The organism is Nocardioides plantarum, assembly GCF_006346395.1.
In the GTDB taxonomy this organism is placed as follows: Bacteria; Actinomycetota; Actinomycetes; order Propionibacteriales; family Nocardioidaceae; genus Nocardioides; species Nocardioides plantarum.
This window is the reverse complement of sequence record NZ_VDMS01000006.1, coordinates 13,647-29,628: the sequence shown is the minus strand read 5'-3', so window position 1 is coordinate 29,628 and position 15,982 is coordinate 13,647. Positions and strand designations below refer to the sequence as shown.

Below are 15,982 nucleotides of genomic sequence, written 5' to 3'. Positions count from 1 at the left end.
GCTCTGCTTGGCTGGGCCCATGACACGCCTGCTTCTCCTCGGTTCCGGCGAGCTCGGCCGTGAGGTCGCCCTCGAGGCGGCCCGCCTCGGCCTCGAGGTCGTCGCGGCCGACCGGTACGACGGTGCCCCGGCCATGCTCGTGACCCCGCACCGCCGGGTGCTCGACATGACCGATCCGGTCGCGCTCACGGCGCTGGTCGACGAGGTGCGGCCCGACCTGGTCGTGCCCGAGGTCGAGGCGCTGGCGACCGAGGCGCTGCTGGCGCTCGAGGCGGCCGGCACCCACGTCGTACCGACCGCGCGGGCCACCCGCCTGACGATGGACCGCGAGGGCATCCGGCGGCTGGCGGCCGAGGAGCTCGGGCTGGCCACCTCGCCGTACCGCTTCGCCTCCAGCGAGGCCGAGTTCGTGCAGGCCGTCGCCGAGATCGGCACGCCCTGCGTCGTGAAGCCGGTGATGAGCTCGAGCGGCAAGGGCCAGTCGACCGTGCGGTCCGGCGACGACCCGCTCGTCGCCTGGGCCTACGCCCGCGACAACGCCCGCGTCCAGGGGCGTCCGGTGATCGTCGAGGGCTTCGTCGACTTCGCCTACGAGATCACCCTGCTCACCGTCAGCCACGTCGGCGGCATCTCCGTGTGCCCGCCCGTCGGGCACGTGCAGGAGGCCGGCGACTACCGCGAGTCGTGGCAGCCGCACCCGATGAGCCCGGTCGCGCTCGAGCGCGGCGAGGAGATCGCCCGCACCGTCGTCGCCGCCCTCGGCGGCCACGGGCTGTTCGGCGTCGAGCTGTTCGTCACCGCCACCGACGAGGTGCTCTTCAGCGAGGTCTCGCCGCGGCCCCACGACACCGGCATGGTGACGATGATCAGCCAGCCGACCAGCGAGTTCGCGCTCCACGTGCGGGCGATCCTCGGCCTCCCGGTCCGCGCCGACGACCTCGTGGTCGCGACGCCGTCGGCGTCCGCCGTGGTCCTGGGCACCGAGGCCGGCGTGCCGTCGTACGCCGGGCTCGAGGAGGCCCTGGCCGTGCCGACCGCCCAGGTGCGGGTCTTCGGCAAGCCCACCTCGCACCCCGGGCGCCGCCTCGCCGTCGCGCTCGCCCAGGGCGACACGGTCGATCAGGCCCGCGAGCGGGCGCGGGAGGCCGCGGCGGCGGTGCGGGTGACGGTGGGCTGAGGTCCGCGCGACCCTCAGACGTGCGAGATCTCGCCCGCGCCGCCGGACCTGGTGTCGAGCGAGCGGCCGATGACCAGGCGCTGGATCTGGTTGGTGCCCTCGAAGATCTGCATCACCTTGGCCTCGCGCATGAAGCGCTCGACGGGGTAGTCGCGGGTGTAGCCCGCGCCGCCGAGCACCTGCACGGCATCGGTGGTGACCTTCATGGCGTTGTCGGTGGCGACGAGCTTGGCGATCGACGCCTCGCGGCCGAAGGGGAGCCCGGCGTCGCGAAGCCGCGCGGCGTGCAGGGTCGTGGCGCGGGAGGTCTGGACGGCGGCCTCCATGTCGGCCAGCACGAACCCCAGGCCCTGGTGGTCGAGGATCCGCTTGCCGAAGGCGGTGCGCTGCTGGGCGTAGGCCAGCGCGTGGTCGAGTGCCCCCTGGGCCAGGCCGGTCGCGACGGCGGCGATGCCGAGGCGCCCGGAGTCGAGGCCGGCCAGGGCGATCTTGAGCCCGTCGCCCTCCTCGCCGAGGCGTCGAGCAGCGGGGATCCGTACGCCGTCGAAGCGCATCGTGGTGGTGTGCGAGGCCGTCAGGCCCATCTTGCGCTCGGGCGGGTCGGAGGACAGCCCGGCGGCGTCGGCCGGGACCAGGAAGCAGGAGATGCCACGGGCGTCTCCCGGCTCGCCGCCGGTGCGGGCCATGACCTTGTAGAAGTCGGCGTTGCCGCCGTGGGTGGTCCAGGCCTTCGCGCCGTCGATGACGTAGTCGTCGCCGTCCCGCCTGGCCGTCGTACGCATCGCGGCCGGGTCGGAGCCGGCGTGGGCCTCGGAGAGGCAGTAGGCGCCGAGCAGGTCGCCGGCGAGCATGTCGGGAAGCCACTGCTGCTTCTGATCCTCGGTGCCCTGGGTGTAGAGCCCGAAGCAGGACAGCGCGTGCACCGAGACGCCCACCCCGACGCTCGCCCAGACCGAGCCGATCTCCTCGAGGACCTGCAGGTAGACCTCGTAGGGGACCCCACCGCCGCCGACGTCCTCGGGGTAGGGCAGCCCGAGCAGGCCGGTCTTGCCGAGCATCCGGAAGACCTCGCGGGGGAACGTCTCCTCCGCCTCCGCGGAGGCGACCTGGGGGAGCAGCTCCTCGGTGCAGATCTGGCGGACCAGGCGCAGCAGGTCGGCGTGCTCGTCGGTGTCGAGGACTCTACGGGCAGGCATGCGTCCGAGGCTAGCCCGCGACCGACCCCGCCCCACCCCTCCGTCTGGTTGAGTGCCGGTCATGAGCGACGAAGAGCAGCCCGCCGTCCTGGTCGAGGCCCGCGACGGGGTCCAGATCATCACCATCAACCGCCCTGGGGCCCGCAACGCCCTCAACGGTGAGGTGGCCCGCGGCATCGCCGACGCCGTCGACGAGCTCGACGCGAGCGACGAGCTGCGGGTCGGCGTCCTGACCGGCGCGGGCGGCACGTTCTGCTCCGGCATGGACCTCAAGGGCTTCCTGACCGGCGACCTTCCGCTCGTCGAGGGTCGCGGCCTGGGTGGCATCACCGAGCGCCCGCCCCGCAAGCCGCTGATCGGTGCCGTCGAGGGGTACGCCGTCGCCGGCGGCTTCGAGCTGCTGCTCGCCTGCGACCTCGTCGTGGCCGCCGAGACCGCCCAGCTCGGGGTCCCGGAGGTCAAGCGCGGGCTCGTCGCCGGCGCGGGCGCGGCGATGCTGCTGCCCCAGCGGATCCCGCCCGCCATCGCCCTCGAGCTGCTCCTGACCGGCGACCCGATCACCGCCGCCCGCGCCGCCGAGCTCGGCCTGGTCAACCGGGTCGTCCCCGAGGGCGGTGCCCTCGACGGCGCCCTCGCCCTGGCTGCGCAGATCGCCGCCAACGGCCCTCTCGCCGTCGCCGTCACCAAGCAGGTCGCCCTCCAGTCGCCCGACTGGTCCCACGCCGACCGCTGGGCCAAGCAGGGCGAGCTGATGACACCGGTCTTCGTCTCCGCCGACGCCGCCGAGGGCGCCACGGCGTTCGCCGAGAAGCGCCCGCCGAGGTGGACGGGCCGGTGACGCCACGCCGGTCGAGGTGTGAGGAGCGCTAGCAGGTGACGCCAAGCCGGTCGAGGTGTGAGGAGCGCTAGCTGTTCTATCCACGGAGGTTGAGCATCCAGGGCGTGTCCTGCGGGCGTAGGTGAAGGCCCCTGAGTGAGATGTGGAGCTACCACAGCAAACACGTCTCACCCAGGAGGCCTTCGTGTCCCACGCTACCCATGGCAACGCTGTTCTGACTCCTCGCGGGCGGCTGATGTTGGCCCAGCTCGTCGTTGATGAGGGATGGACCTACGCCCGTGCCGGCGAGCGGTTCTCGGTTGGCACCACCACCGTGCGTCGTTGGGTCCAGCGCTACCGCGATCACGGCCTCGACGGCATGCATGACCGGTCTTCACGTCCTCATCGCTCTCCGCACCAGACCAGCCGTCGACTCGAGCGACGCATCCTGGGGCTGCGGGTCTCACGCCGGTGGGGGCCGGCCCGCATCGCCTACCACCTGCACCTGAACCCCTCGACAGTCCACAAAGTCCTCACTCGCTACAAGTGCCCGCGGCTGAGGTGGACCGACCCAGCCACAGGCATGCGCGTCAAGAGCATCGATAGACGTTCCTACGTCCACGACGCCCCCGGCGACCTGGTCCACGTCGACATCAAGAAGCTCGGCCGGATCCCGACCGGCGGCGGGTGGAAGAAAACCGGACGCGTCATCGGCAATCGCAACAACAAGCGCGAACGCCCTGGCTATGCCTTCATCCACCACGCCGTCGACGATCACTCCCGCCTGGCCTACTCCGAGATCCACTGCGATGAGCAGAAGGAGACCGCAGTCGGGTTCTGGCAGCGCGCCCGGGCCTGGTTCGCCACCCACGGCATCACCATCAAAGCCGTGTTGACCGACAACGGGTCTTGCTACCGATCCAAGCTGTGGGCCAACACCCTCAACGCTGCGGGCATCAAGCACCGTCGGACCCGGCCGTATCGCCCGCAGACCAACGGCAAGGTCGAACGGTTCAACCGGACCCTGCTCGAGGAGTGGGCCTACGCCATCTCCTACGACTCAGAGGCCGCCCGCGCAGCGGCCTACCCCGCCTGGCTGCATCACTACAATCACCACCGCGGCCACACCGCACACAAGGGTCACTCACCAATCACCCGCGTGCCCAACGTCCCCGGGTTCAACAGCTAGCGACGAACCTCGAGACCACCGCAGCGTCATGGCCCGTCTCGCTCGTCCCGATCACCCCGTTCGGTGGCATCGCGGTCCTGGACCGCCTTGCGGCGTGACAGCGGGACCAGGGCCTCGAAGTCGCCCCGGATCAGCGCCTCCCGCTTCTTCCGTCCCCACCCCTGCACGCGCTTCTCGAAGTCGAAGGCCTGCTGGATGCTGTCGAACTGGGCCGCCCAGACCAGCTCGACGGGACGCCGTCGACGGGTGTACGCCGCACCCAGGTCGGGGGAGCAGCTGTGCTCCCAGAGTCGACGTTCGAGGTCGATGGTGCTGCCGACGTAGTAGCTGTCGTCGGCACAGCGAAGGATGTAGGTCCACGGCACGGGTCGCACTGTCCGGGCTCACCTGGGTGGTCGCAACCACCGGCGCGGGGCCTGTGGATGGGAGCGTTTGTGAGGGTCGGGTGGGTCGGCTGGGGTGGTCTCGAGGCTCGTCGCCGGGGCTCCTCGCACCTCGACCGACGTGTGCTCGTCGCCGGGGCTCCTCGCACCTCGACCGACCGTCGGGTGCCTACAACCCGGCGACGGACCCCGCATCGACGCGGTAGTTGGCGCCGTTGACGAAGCTGGCCAGGGCGGAGCAGAGGAAGACGACGACGGCGGCGACCTCCTCGGGCTCGCCGCGGCGGCCGAGCTCCATGTAGGGGCGCTCCTCGGCGAGGAAGGACTCGATGGCCTCGTCGAAGGAGGTGCCGTTCTCGTCGGCGCGCTTCTCCATCATCGCGTCGGTCATCGGTGTCGCGACGAACGCCGGCGACACGGTGTTGATGAGCAGGCCCTCGTCGGCGTACGAGCGGGCCAGTCCGCGGGCGAAGGACAGCAGGCCGGCCTTGGAGGCGCAGTAGGGCAGCTCGTCGTCGTAGGGCTGGACGGCGTCCTCGCTGTTGATGTAGACGATCCGGCCCCAGCCGCCGTGGCGCAGCGAGGGCAGGAACGCCCGCGTGACGCGTACGGCGGAGAGCAGGTTGGTGTTGATCGCCTCGATCCAGTCGTCGTCGCTGATCTCGTGGAAGGGTCCCGTCGCGCCGGTGATCCCGGCGCCGCTGACCAGGATGTCGACCTCGCCGGCCAGGTCGGCCACCGTGGTCGCGAGGTCCTGCGCGGCCTCGTCGGTCGACAGGTCGCAGGGCACGGTGAGCGGGGTGGGCAGGTCGCCGGGCAGCCAGGCGACGGCCTCCTCGAGGTCGCCGGCGTCCTTGTCGACCATGACGACCTGCACGCCCTCCTCGAGCAACAGCTTGGTGATGTGTCGGCCCATGCCGCCCGCACCGCCCGTGACGACGGCGGTCTTGCCAGAGATTCCGAGGTCCATGGCTCCACTCTGACCCAGGCGCCGGTGGGCTCCGGTCACCCCCACAGGTGTCCGGAACCCCCACGGCACCTGCCTAGGTTCGGCAGCATGGTTGAGACCTCCGAGCGGGCTGTCGAGCGCCCGGGCCCCCACGTCGTCGTCCTCTTCGGCGCCAACGGCGACCTCGCCAAGCGGATGATCTACCCGGCGCTGGCCAAGCTCGGCGCGGCCGGCCGCCTCCCCGAGGCGTACGCCGTCATCGGCACCGGCCGCCACGACGTGGACGACTACGCCGGCGTCATCGATGAGGCCGTGAAGGACGCCGTCGAGGACAGCGACCTGGCCGGACGCGCGACCTTCCAGACCTCCGACGCCGACGACGGCGCCGACCTCGCCAAGGCCGTCGAGGCGGCCGAGAGGAAGGTCGCCGAGGAGGCCGGGGTCGACGTCGCCGACGTACGCCGCCTCATCTACCTCTCCGTGCCGCCCGGCTCGATGACCGACATCGTCGCGATGCTCGGCCGCGAGAAGATCACCGACCGCGCCCGGCTCGTGGTCGAGAAGCCGTTCGGCGTCGACCTCGAGACCTCGCGCGAGCTCGACGCCGCGATCAAGGACGTCGCCGACGAGGGCGACGTGTTCCGCGTCGACCACTTCCTCGGCAAGGAGGCCGTGCAGAACGTGCTGGCCCTGCGCTTCGCCAACCGGCTGCTCGGCTCGGCCTGGAACCGCGACCACGTCGCGTCGGTCCACATCGACGTGCCCGAGACACTGGGGCTGGAGGGGCGCGGCAGCTTCTACGAGACCGTCGGCTGCCTGCGCGACATGGTCACCACCCACCTGAGCCAGATCCTCGGCTTCGTCGCGCTCGACCCGCCCGCCGACCTCACCGCCGAGGCCGTGCGTGACGCCAAGGCCGCCGTCTTCGAGGCGCTGCGGCCCTTCAGCAAGGACGACACGGTCTTCGGCCAGTTCGACGGCTACCGCGACGACGACGACACCGACGACGACTCGCGGGTCGAGACCCTCGTCGCGCTCACGGCGTACGTCGACAACGAGCGCTGGCAGGACGTGCCGTTCCACCTGCGCACCGGCAAGGCCATGGCCGACGACCAGCGCACGGTGACCGTCCGCTTCCGCGAGCCCGACCCGGCGCTGTTCGGCGACACCGGCGACGACGGGCACCCGCACCAGCTCGTCCTCGACCTGGCCGACGAGGCCAAGGTCGCAGTAGAGGTGCGCGGCAAGCGGCCCGGGCCCGAGCTCGAGGTCGCGCCCGCGACCCTGACGCTCGACTACGCCGAGGACTTCCCCGACGACCACCCGCTGGCGGCCTACGAGCGGATCCTGCTCGACGTCTTCCACGGCGACCAGCTGCTGTTCGCGCGCGCCGACGAGGTCGACCGGCTGTGGCAGGTGAGCGCCCCCCTGCTGGAGGACCCGCCGGAGGTGCAGACCTACGAGCAGGGCTCGTGGGGACCGACCCCGCCGTGGGAGCGCGCGTGACCGACTGGCCGCCGATCGCCGCCCACGGACTGATCGGCGACCTGCGCACCTGCGCGTTGGTCGGCACCGACGCCACCGTCGACTGGTTCTGCGCGGGCCGCTTCGACTCCGCCAGCGTCTTCGGCAGCCTGCTCGACCCCGACGCGGGGTCGTGGACGATGCAGGCCGTCGACGGGGCGACGACGACCCAGCAGTTCTACCTGCCGGAGTCCAACATCCTGGTCACCCGGCTGCTGACCGAGCGCGGCGTCGCGGAGGTCCAGGACTTCATGCCGGTGCTCACCGCCGACGACCCCGACCACCGCCAGCGTCTCGTACGCCGCGTGGTCGGCGTACGCGGCACGATCACGCTGCGCACCTGCCTGGCCGCCCGCCCCGACTACGGCCGCGCGACGCCCGAGATCATCGAGGTCGCCGACGGGGGCGGCCTGGTCATCGCCGGCGACGGGGTGCGGCTCGGGCTGACCGCCGACGTCGACCTGGAGGTCGACGGGCCCGACGTACGTGCCGAGATCGAGGTGTCCACCGGCGACACCGTCACGTTCGTGCTCGAGGTGCTCGACCCCGACGACGTCTCGACAGGCTCGACCACCGACGGGGCGACCGACCCCGACCACCTGCTGGCCGCCACGTCGGCGTTCTGGCAGGGATGGCTGCGCCAGTCGACGTACGCCGGCCGGTGGCGCGAGATGGTCAACCGCTCGGCGCTCACGCTCAAGCTGCTCACCCACGAGCCCAGCGGCGCGATCATCGCCGCCCCGACGACCAGCCTGCCCGAGGAGATCGGCGGCGGGCGCAACTGGGACTACCGCTACGTGTGGATCCGCGACGCGGCGTTCAGCCTCTACGCGCTGCTCAAGCTGGGCTTCACCGACGAGGCCGCACGCTTCATGGAGTGGCTGTCGCGGCGGATGGGGGAGATCTCCCACGACGAGGAGGACATCGGCCCGCTGCGCGTCGCCTACGACATCGACGGCAACATCCCCGGCGAGACCGAGCTCGACCACCTGCGCGGCTACCGCGACTCGCAGCCGGTGCGCGTCGGCAACGCCGCGACCGGGCAGCTGCAGCTCGACATCTACGGCGAGCTGATCGACTCGGTCTACCTGTTCAACAAGTACGGCCCCGGCATCAGCCACGACTCGTGGCGCGACCTGCGTCGCATCCTCGACTGGGTGATGGACAACTGGGAGCGCAAGGACGCGGGCATGTGGGAGATCCGCGACGAGCCGCAGGCCCACACCACCTCGCGGCTGATGTGCTGGGTCGCGGTCGAGCGGATGATGCGCATCGCCCGCCAGCGCGGGCTGCCCGGCGACGTCTCGGCGTGGTCGAAGGTGCGCGACGCGATCTACGAGCGCATCCAGGAGCGCAGCTGGGACGACGAGGTCGGCGCCTACATGCAGAGCGAGGGTGCGTCGACCGTCGACGCGGGGGTCCTGCTGATGCCGATGGTGAAGTTCGTCGCGCCCAACGACCCGCGGTTCGTCTCGACGCTGAAGGTGGTCGAGGAGCGGCTGGTCTCCGACAGCCTGGTGTTCCGCTACGACCTCGACGAGGCCACCGACGGCGTCGACGGCGCCGAGGGCACCTTCTCGCTCTGCTCGTTCTGGTACGTCGAGGCGCTGACCCGGGTGGGTCGCCTCGACGAGGCCCGGCTCGCCCTGGAGAAGATGTTCACCTACGCCAACCACCTCGGCCTGTTCGCCGAGCAGGTCGGCCTGACCGGGGAACAGCTCGGCAACTTCCCGCAGGCCTTCACCCACCTGTCGCTCATCAGCGCGGCGACCAACCTCGACGGAAAATTGGGATGACCCACTACGACCTGATCGTCATCGGCGCCGGATCCGGCAACACGATCGTCGACGACCGCTTCGACGACCGCAGGGTCGCGATCGTCGAGAAGGGCCCGTTCGGCGGGACCTGCCTCAACCGCGGCTGCATCCCGTCCAAGATGTTCATCTACGTCGCGGACCTGGCCGAGTCGGCCCGGCGTGGTCCCGCGCTCGGGCTGCCGACCGAGGTCGGCAGGGCCGACTGGACCGCGATCCGCGACCGGATCTTCGCCCGGATCGACGACAACGCCGAGTCCGGTCGCGACTACCGCGAGGACGCCGACAACGTCGACGTCCTGGTCGGCGAGGCCCGCTTCGTCGGAGAGCGGCGGCTGGTGGTCGACCTCGCGGACGGCGGTACCGCCGAGATCACGGCCGACCAGGTCGTGCTCGCGTCGGGGTCCCGCCCGGTGGTCCCGCCGATCGACGGGCTCGACGACGTGCCCCACGAGACCAGCGACACGATCATGCGCATCCCCGAGCTGCCCGCCCGCCTGGGGGTGATCGGCGGTGGCTACGTCGGGTGCGAGCTCGCGCACGTGTTCGCGGCGTACGGCAGCGAGGTGGTGCAGGTCGAGAGCGCCGACCGGCTGCTCTCGACCCAGGACGCCGACATCGCCGCCCACTTCACCCGGGGCGCGCAGCAGCGGTACGACGTACGGCTGGGCACCAAGGTCGAGCGGGTCTCGCGGACCGCGGGCGGGGCGGTCACGCTGCACCTCGACGACGGCTCCGAGGCCGAGGTCGACGTGCTGCTGGTCGCGGTCGGCCGCCGGCCGAACTCCGACCTGCTCGAGGTCGACAAGGCCGGCGTCGAGACCGACGACAAGGGCCTCGTCGTGGTCGACCAGCACCAGCGCACGACGGCGCCGGGTGTCTGGGCGCTGGGCGACGCCAGCAGCCACGAGCCGCTCAAGCACGTCGCCAACCAGGACGCCCGCGTCGTGCAGGCCAACCTGCTCGCGACGTACTCTGGCTCGTCCGAGCTGGTGACCAGCGACCACGACGTCGTCCCGCAGGCGGTCTTCGCGCACCCGCAGGTCGCCGCCGTCGGGCTGACGGAGGCCGAGGCCCGCGAGGAGCACGGCGACCACGACGTCGTCGTCGCCCGCCACGACGTCGCCGACGTCGCCTACGGCTGGGCGCTGGCCGGCGACCTCGACGACGACCCGGAGGCCGCCGGCTTCGTCAAGCTGGTCGCGCTGCGCTCGACGGGCCGACTCGTCGGGGCGCACCTCGTCGGCCCGATGGCGTCGGTGCTCGTGCAGCCGCTGATTCAGGCGATGGTGCACGACCTGCCGGTGAAGGGGCTCGCGCGCAGCCAGTACTGGATCCACCCGAGCCTGGCCGAGGTCGTCGAGAACGCCCTGATCGGCCTGGAGTCCGCGCTCGAGGACTGAGGACCCCCGGTGGACGGGTCGCGACCAACTCACGCAATCGAACGAGTCGGGGGCGGGGTTGCGGGGTTTGCGGGGCCCAACTCGTTCGATCGAACGAGTCGGGCCCGCTCCGGCGGTTCCCCGGGCGACCGACCCGTTCGATTGCGCGAGTCGGTGGGCGGTACGACCCGTCGTCCGTGAGCACGGTTACGGTTCCCTGCATGGCCGAGTCGTTGTCCCGTGAGCTGATCCTGCCGGCGCGTCGGTTGGCGGTGCCCGAGAAGCCGTCCGACCGCCAGCTGGCGGCTGCGGCCGCGCAGAGCGCCGACGTCTGGAACGCGACGCCGCGCGAGTGGCTGACCCAGCAGGTCGTCCGGCTGGCCGTGGCGGCCGTGCTGCAGTCGCAGGTCGAGCGCGGCGGTGAGGCCCACGCCGACCAGGCGACCCTCGGCGACGTCGCCAAGCTCTTCCGCCCCCACGTCGGGCTGGCCGCCCAGGCCTTCCGCCTCGGCGTGGTCGAGGCCGTCAACGCCGGCGTCCCCGCCGCCGTCGACCCGCTGCGCGAGTCGCTGCGCCGTCTCGGCGTCACCGGCCGCGAGCCGCTGGTGATGGTCGCCCTCGGGCTCGACCGGGTGCCGGCCGGAGCGGGCGAGGAGTTCTGGAAGGCCGCGCGCGTCTCCACCACCGTGACCGCGGTCGTCGACGCCATCGCCGCCGGCCACCACGGTGCCGTCGACCTCGGCAGGCTCGACCGTCGCCAGCTGGCCCGCGCCGACGCGCTGGTGCTCGCCGGCGGCAAGGTCACCCCCGTCTCGCTCGTCGTCCCCCCGGCCAAGAACGGCGGGTGGCTGCAGGTGCCGGTCGCCCTGACCAAGCCCCGGCGGCGCTCCGCCGAGGAGCTCGCCCGCGGCGGCAAGGTGGCCGGTGGGCCGGTCGAGGTCGTCCTGCGCGCCGACGGCTGGACCGAGGTCTTCGAGACCGCCCTCGACGCGCTCAGCGCCGCGATGCACCAGCTCGACGGTGGTACTCGCCCCAAGGGCCGCGTGTCGGCCGCCACCGACTCCCTGGTCAGTCGCCTGGTCGGGGCCCGCAAGCGCCCCGTCGCCGAGGTCGTGGCGTCGCTGCGTGCGGTCGACGAGTTCGTGCTCGAGATGTTCGACCACCAGGTCACCATGACCGACGTACGCGTCGCGGTGCCGGTGCTCGAGGACGACGGCCTTGCGCAGCTGTGGCTGTCGCCCGAGGCGCTGGCCGGTCCGCTGGTCACCGGCGCGGCCGACCTCTTCCTCGGCGGTCACGCCGAGTCGCGCCCGGAGCGCGCGGCGGGCCGCGGACGTCCCGGCGGTCGTGCGGGGGGTGGTCGTCCCGACGGTGGTCGTCCCGAGGGCGGCCGTCCCGAGGGCGGTCGCGGTCGCGGGCCGCGTCCCGAGGGTGGTCAGCCGTCCGGCGAGCCGCGCCAGGGCGGTCGTCGTGGTCGTGGCTCGCGCGGCCCGAAGCCGGCCGCGACCGAGTCGACCGAGTCGACGCAGCCGGCCGCGGAGCCCGCCACCGCTCCCGAGCCGACCCCGACCCCGCAGGCGGAGGTGCCGGCCCCCAACCCACCGGCCGCGCCCGTGACCCCGGAGCCGACCGCGCCCGAGCAGACCGCCCCCGAGTCGACCGACTGACCACGGGCCTCACGAGGTGATCGCCCGCCGCCTCCTCAACCGAGCCGTGCACGCCGCCTGGACGTGGACCCAGCGGGTCGGCGATGTACGCCCCGGCACCAATCTCGGCGACCGCTTCGGCGCCCTCGGCGACGGCACCTCGATCGCGTTCCCGGTCGGGACCCTGATGAACGTCGGCTCGATCCACGTCGGTCGAGAGACGCTGGTCGGGCGCCACGTCACGCTGTCGGTCGGCTACGGCGCGGGCGACCCGGGAGCCCGCCCGCGCGGTCTGGTGATCGGCGACCGCTGCGTCATCGGCGCCCGCAGCACCCTGACCGCCCACGAGTCGATCGAGCTCGGCGACGACGTGTGGCTCGGCCAGGACGTCTTCGTCTGCGACGCCAGCCACGGCTACCAGGACCCCGCGACCCCGATCGGGCGCCAGATGGGCCCGCACGCACCGGTACGCATCGGCGCCGGCACCTGGATCGGGCACGGTGCGATCGTGCTCCCCGGGACGACGATCGGCCGCCACGTCGTCGTGGCCGCGGGCTCCGTCGTCCGCGGAACGGTCGAGGACCACGCCGTCGTCGGCGGCTCCCCGGCCCGGGTGCTGCGCCGCTTCGACGCCGGCCTCGGCTGGGTGTCGCCGTCAGGCGACGTACGGCCGGTGCTCGACGCCTCGCCGAGCTGACCGGCCTGACCGAGCTGACCGAGCTGACCGGTCGACCCGCGTCAGGACTGCAGGGTCTCCAGGTCCGCCAGCAGCGACGGGTGCGTCGGCGTCCAGCCGAGCCCGGCCCGGGTGGCCGCGCTGGAGGACGGCTGGTCGGTCGCGAAGATCGGGCCGAGCGGCCCGAACGTCTCGTCCGGCACCGGCTCGACGGGCAGGCCCAGGCGGCGGCCGATGACCTCGGCGATGTCGCGGACCGCGTCGCCCTCGTCGTCGACCGCGTGCCACGAGGTGCCGGCCGGGGCGGACTCCAGGGCCAGCCGGAACAGCACGGCCGCGTCGAGCGCGTGCACCGCCGGCCAGCGCTGCGTGCCGTCGCCGGGGATGCCGGAGACGCCGGTGCTGCGTGCGATGCCGGTCAGCAGGCCGGCGAAGCCGCCGTCGCCGTCGCGGTGGACCGTGCGCGGCAGCCGGACCGCCGAGGTGCGGACGCCGCGCGCCGCGAGCTCGAGGGTGGCGTTGACGGTGCGTCCGCGCCCGCCGACCGGGCCGTCGACGGGCAACGGGTCGGCCTCGGTCGACAGGCGCCCGGGAACCCACGGCGTACCCGAGACGACGACGAGAGGTCGGTCGCTGCCGACCAGCGCCTCGCCCAGGGTGGTGATCGCCGCGGTCTCCTCGGCGACCGACCGCGCGAGCGCCTCGGGGCTGCTGAAGTCGTTGCTGAACGCGAGGTGGATGACGCCGTCGGACTGCTCGGCGCCGGCACGGACAACGTCGAGGTCGGCGATCCCGCCGCGGATCGGCGTACCCCCGGCGGCCTCGACGGCCCGGGCCGACGCCTCGGAGCGGGCCAGGGCGAGGACCGTGTGGCCGTGGGTGAGCAGCTCGGCGACGACGGCGGTGCCGATCAGGCCGGTGCCGCCGGTGATGAAGACCTGCATGGGGTTCTCCTGGGGTGACGAGAGTGATGGGACTGATGTCCCATCACCGTAGCACTGATGGGACAAGTGTCCCATCACGTAGGATCACCGCATGGCACGGTGGGAACCAGGCGCGCGCGAGCGGATCGTCCTGGCTGCCGTCGACCTGTTCACCGAGCGGGGGTACGACGACACGACGGTCGCGCAGATCGCGGAGCGGGCCGGCATCACCAAGAGCACGTTCTTCCGCCACTTCCCCGACAAGCGCGAGCTCCTCGCGGCGGGGCAGGAGACGCTCAGCCAGCTGCTCGCCGAGGGGATCGCCGAGGCGCCGCCGACGGCCAGCCCGCTCGAGGCCGTCGCGGCCGGGCTCGAGCGCGCGTCCCACCAGATGGCGCCCGTCAACCGCGAGCTCGGCCCGCGGATCGCGGCCGCCATCGCGGCCAGCACCGAGCTGCAGGAGCGCGCCGTCCTCAAGAACGTCGGCCTCGCGGCCGCGATGACGACCGCCCTGGTCGACCGCGGCGTGCCCGAGGCCGTCGCCCACCTCGCCGCCGAGCTGGGCGTCCTGGCCTTCAAGCGCGGGTTCGCGGTGTGGTCCGAGGGTGAGCGCGACGAGTCCGATGCGCTTGCGCCTCACACGCTGGCCGCGCTCGACGAGCTGCGGGCTGCCAGCGCGTCACTGGGCTAGGACGCCGCCGGCCCTAGGGCTTCGCCTTGCCCCGGCGACGCGGGGCGGCCGAGCGCGGGGGGCTGGCGCGCATGTGGGCGAGCGCCGGCTCCAGCATCGTGGCGAGGGCGCGCACGTCGGTGTCGTCCAGGGTCGCGAAGAGCTGCTCGCGGACCAGCTCGATGTGGCCGGGGGTCGCGCGGTCCAGCCGCTCGCGCCCGGCGTCGGTGATCGTCACGGTGACGCCCCGGTCGTCCTCGGGTGAGGGGTTGCGCTCGACCAGCCCCGCCCGCTCCATCTGCGTGGCCTGATAGGTCAGGCCGCTGCGGCTGTAGACCACCTCGTCGGCCAGCTCGGTCATCCGCAGGCTCCCGGTCGGCGAGTCGAGACCCAGGCGCGCCAGCACCTTGAACTGGACGTAGGTGAGGTCGGCGGCCTCGCGCAGCTGCTGCTCGATCCGGTGGCGCAGCAGGGCGACCGAGTCCATCAGCGCGAAGTAGGCGCGCAGCTGGTCGTGGTCGAGGGCGAGGTGGTCGTAGGGCTCCGCGAGAGACACCCCGCCACTCTAGGCGAATGTTCACATTCGAAACACTTGCTTCGAGTTCGAAGCACAGCTAGCGTAGTAAGTGCTTCGAGTTCGAAGCAGTCCGAGATGCCACCACCACGAACGAGGAGTCACCATGAAGGCAGTGCGTTTCCACGAGTACGGCGAGCCCGAGGTCCTGCGCGTCGAGGAGGTCGACGTGCCCGTGCCCCACGAGGGGCAGGTGCTCGTGCGCGTCGCGGCCACGTCGTTCAACAGCGTCGACGGCAACATCCGGGCCGGGGGCATGCAGGGCCCCATCCCCCTGGACCTGCCGCACATCCCCGGCCTCGACGTGGCCGGCACCGTCGAGAAGCTCGGTGAGGGGGTGGACGGACTCCGGGTGGGCGACCCGGTCATCGGCTTCCTCGCCTTCGCCGACGACGGTGCCGCCGCCGAGCTGGTCGTGGTGCCCGCGGCCACGCTCGCCCCCGCACCGACCAGCATCCCGCTGGTCGACGCGGCGGCGCTCCCGGTGGTGGGCCTCACCGCCTGGCAGGCCCTCTTCGAGCACGCCGACCTGCGGGCCGGTCAGCGGATCCTGGTCAACGGCGCCAGCGGGGCGGTGGGTGGCTACGCGGTCCAGCTGGCCGCGGCCGCCGGCGCCCACGTCATCGCCACCGCGAGCCCCGCCGACGCGGACCGGGTCCGGGCGCGGGGGGCCGACGAGATCGTCGACCACACCGCCGGTGACGTGACGACCAAGGTCGGGGAGCCGGTCGACGTGGTGCTCAACCTGGCACCGGTCAGCCCGGACCAGCTCGCCGCGCTGGTCACCCTGGTCGCCGACGGAGGGGTGGTCGTCAACACCACCGTCTGGATGCCCGCGCCCTCGGACGAGGCTCGCGGCGTCCGCGGGATCGACCTCTACGTCCGCAGCGACGCCGCCCAGCTCACCGAGCTGGCCGCCCGGGTCGACCGCGGCGAGCTCACGGTCGACGTCGCCGAGCGCGCGACGATGGCTGATCTCGCGGACGTCCACACCCGTGCGGCCGCCGGCGGGCTCACCGGCAAGGTCGTCGTCACCCCGGTGGCGTAGTCCGACACCTGGCC

General features: G+C 72.5%; 15 protein-coding genes. 10 read left to right on the top strand and 5 right to left on the bottom strand.

What is annotated here, in order from left to right; all coding sequences use genetic code 11:
* Positions 1-19 precede the first annotated feature (19 nt).
* Positions 20-1,177: a formate-dependent phosphoribosylglycinamide formyltransferase gene (gene purT / locus FJQ56_RS21390; RefSeq protein WP_140011696.1), complete on the top strand. Its 1,158-nt coding sequence runs from the start codon at positions 20-22 to the stop codon at positions 1,175-1,177.
* A gap of 14 nt (positions 1,178-1,191) precedes the next feature.
* Here the strand turns inward: purT and FJQ56_RS21385 are convergent, their stop codons facing one another.
* On the bottom strand, positions 1,192-2,373 hold the full coding sequence (locus tag FJQ56_RS21385) for an acyl-CoA dehydrogenase family protein (protein WP_140011695.1): 1,182 nt from the start codon (positions 2,371-2,373) through the stop codon (positions 1,192-1,194).
* Positions 2,374-2,434: 61 nt separating this feature from the next.
* Here FJQ56_RS21385 and FJQ56_RS21380 point away from each other — a divergent pair, with 61 nt between their 5' ends.
* Both FJQ56_RS21380 and FJQ56_RS21375 read left to right on the top strand, forming a co-directional pair.
* A complete protein-coding gene (locus tag FJQ56_RS21380) occupies positions 2,435-3,211 on the top strand; it encodes a crotonase/enoyl-CoA hydratase family protein (protein WP_140011694.1) in 777 nt (258 codons plus the stop codon).
* A 184-nt stretch (positions 3,212-3,395) separates the two neighbouring features.
* Complete coding sequence (locus FJQ56_RS21375; protein WP_140011693.1) at positions 3,396-4,379, top strand: IS481 family transposase; 984 nt, start codon at positions 3,396-3,398, stop codon at positions 4,377-4,379.
* 26 nt (positions 4,380-4,405) lie between these two features.
* On the opposite strand, the gene FJQ56_RS21370 is transcribed toward FJQ56_RS21375, so the two are convergent.
* Complete coding sequence (locus FJQ56_RS21370) at positions 4,406-4,744, bottom strand: GIY-YIG nuclease family protein (RefSeq protein ID WP_140011692.1); 339 nt, start codon at positions 4,742-4,744, stop codon at positions 4,406-4,408.
* A gap of 187 nt (positions 4,745-4,931) precedes the next feature.
* Positions 4,932-5,732, bottom strand: a complete 801-nt coding sequence (locus tag FJQ56_RS21365; RefSeq protein ID WP_140011691.1) for an SDR family NAD(P)-dependent oxidoreductase — start codon at positions 5,730-5,732, stop codon at positions 4,932-4,934.
* 87 nt (positions 5,733-5,819) lie between these two features.
* On the opposite strand from FJQ56_RS21365, the gene FJQ56_RS21360 reads away from it, so the two are divergent.
* The 5 genes from FJQ56_RS21360 to FJQ56_RS22980 all read left to right on the top strand — a co-directional run bounded on the left by FJQ56_RS21360 (position 5,820) and on the right by FJQ56_RS22980 (position 12,774).
* Positions 5,820-7,217, top strand: coding sequence for a glucose-6-phosphate dehydrogenase (locus FJQ56_RS21360; RefSeq protein ID WP_140011690.1), 1,398 nt, complete (start codon positions 5,820-5,822; stop codon positions 7,215-7,217).
* Complete coding sequence (locus FJQ56_RS21355; RefSeq protein ID WP_140011689.1) at positions 7,214-9,031, top strand: glycoside hydrolase family 15 protein; 1,818 nt, start codon at positions 7,214-7,216, stop codon at positions 9,029-9,031. The genes FJQ56_RS21360 and FJQ56_RS21355 overlap by 4 nt, the downstream gene beginning before the upstream one ends.
* Positions 9,028-10,452 (top strand): mycothione reductase, encoded by a 1,425-nt coding sequence (locus FJQ56_RS21350; RefSeq protein ID WP_140011688.1) that lies wholly within the window; start codon positions 9,028-9,030, stop codon positions 10,450-10,452. The genes FJQ56_RS21355 and FJQ56_RS21350 overlap by 4 nt, the downstream gene beginning before the upstream one ends.
* 200 nt (positions 10,453-10,652) lie before the next feature.
* The gene (locus FJQ56_RS21345; protein ID WP_140011687.1) at positions 10,653-12,098 is read left to right on the top strand and encodes a hypothetical protein; all 1,446 of its coding nucleotides are present in this window, start codon (positions 10,653-10,655) and stop codon (positions 12,096-12,098) included.
* Positions 12,099-12,114: 16 nt separating this feature from the next.
* Positions 12,115-12,774, top strand: a complete 660-nt coding sequence (locus FJQ56_RS22980; RefSeq protein WP_281284705.1) for an acyltransferase — start codon at positions 12,115-12,117, stop codon at positions 12,772-12,774.
* Between the two features lie 41 nt (positions 12,775-12,815).
* Here FJQ56_RS22980 and FJQ56_RS21335 read toward each other — a convergent pair whose 3' ends face one another.
* A complete protein-coding gene (locus FJQ56_RS21335; RefSeq protein WP_140011686.1) occupies positions 12,816-13,697 on the bottom strand; it encodes an SDR family oxidoreductase in 882 nt (293 codons plus the stop codon).
* Between the two features lie 91 nt (positions 13,698-13,788).
* Here FJQ56_RS21335 and FJQ56_RS21330 point away from each other — a divergent pair, with 91 nt between their 5' ends.
* Complete coding sequence (locus tag FJQ56_RS21330) at positions 13,789-14,367, top strand: TetR/AcrR family transcriptional regulator (protein ID WP_140011685.1); 579 nt, start codon at positions 13,789-13,791, stop codon at positions 14,365-14,367.
* Between the two features lie 13 nt (positions 14,368-14,380).
* On the opposite strand, the gene FJQ56_RS21325 is transcribed toward FJQ56_RS21330, so the two are convergent.
* Positions 14,381-14,902, bottom strand: coding sequence for a MarR family winged helix-turn-helix transcriptional regulator (locus tag FJQ56_RS21325; protein ID WP_246084303.1), 522 nt, complete (start codon positions 14,900-14,902; stop codon positions 14,381-14,383).
* Between the two features lie 124 nt (positions 14,903-15,026).
* On the opposite strand from FJQ56_RS21325, the gene FJQ56_RS21320 reads away from it, so the two are divergent.
* Positions 15,027-15,968: an NADP-dependent oxidoreductase gene (locus tag FJQ56_RS21320; protein WP_140011684.1), complete on the top strand. Its 942-nt coding sequence runs from the start codon at positions 15,027-15,029 to the stop codon at positions 15,966-15,968.
* Positions 15,969-15,982: the final 14 nt, after the last annotated feature.

Excerpts from the sequence above, each read along its gene's own strand:
- purT (WP_140011696.1), top strand. The coding sequence starts at position 20 with ATGACACGCCTGCTTCTCCTCGGTTCCGGCGAGCTCGGCCGTGAGGTC.
- FJQ56_RS21385 (WP_140011695.1), bottom strand. The coding sequence starts at position 2,373 with ATGCCTGCCCGTAGAGTCCTCGACACCGACGAGCACGCCGACCTGCTG.
- FJQ56_RS21380 (WP_140011694.1), top strand. The coding sequence starts at position 2,435 with ATGAGCGACGAAGAGCAGCCCGCCGTCCTGGTCGAGGCCCGCGACGGG.
- FJQ56_RS21365 (WP_140011691.1), bottom strand. The coding sequence starts at position 5,732 with ATGGACCTCGGAATCTCTGGCAAGACCGCCGTCGTCACGGGCGGTGCG.
- FJQ56_RS21360 (WP_140011690.1), top strand. The coding sequence starts at position 5,820 with ATGGTTGAGACCTCCGAGCGGGCTGTCGAGCGCCCGGGCCCCCACGTC.
- FJQ56_RS21350 (WP_140011688.1), top strand. The coding sequence starts at position 9,028 with ATGACCCACTACGACCTGATCGTCATCGGCGCCGGATCCGGCAACACG.
- FJQ56_RS21345 (WP_140011687.1), top strand. The coding sequence starts at position 10,653 with ATGGCCGAGTCGTTGTCCCGTGAGCTGATCCTGCCGGCGCGTCGGTTG.
- FJQ56_RS21335 (WP_140011686.1), bottom strand. The coding sequence starts at position 13,697 with ATGCAGGTCTTCATCACCGGCGGCACCGGCCTGATCGGCACCGCCGTC.
- FJQ56_RS21330 (WP_140011685.1), top strand. The coding sequence starts at position 13,789 with ATGGCACGGTGGGAACCAGGCGCGCGCGAGCGGATCGTCCTGGCTGCC.
- FJQ56_RS21320 (WP_140011684.1), top strand. The coding sequence starts at position 15,027 with ATGAAGGCAGTGCGTTTCCACGAGTACGGCGAGCCCGAGGTCCTGCGC.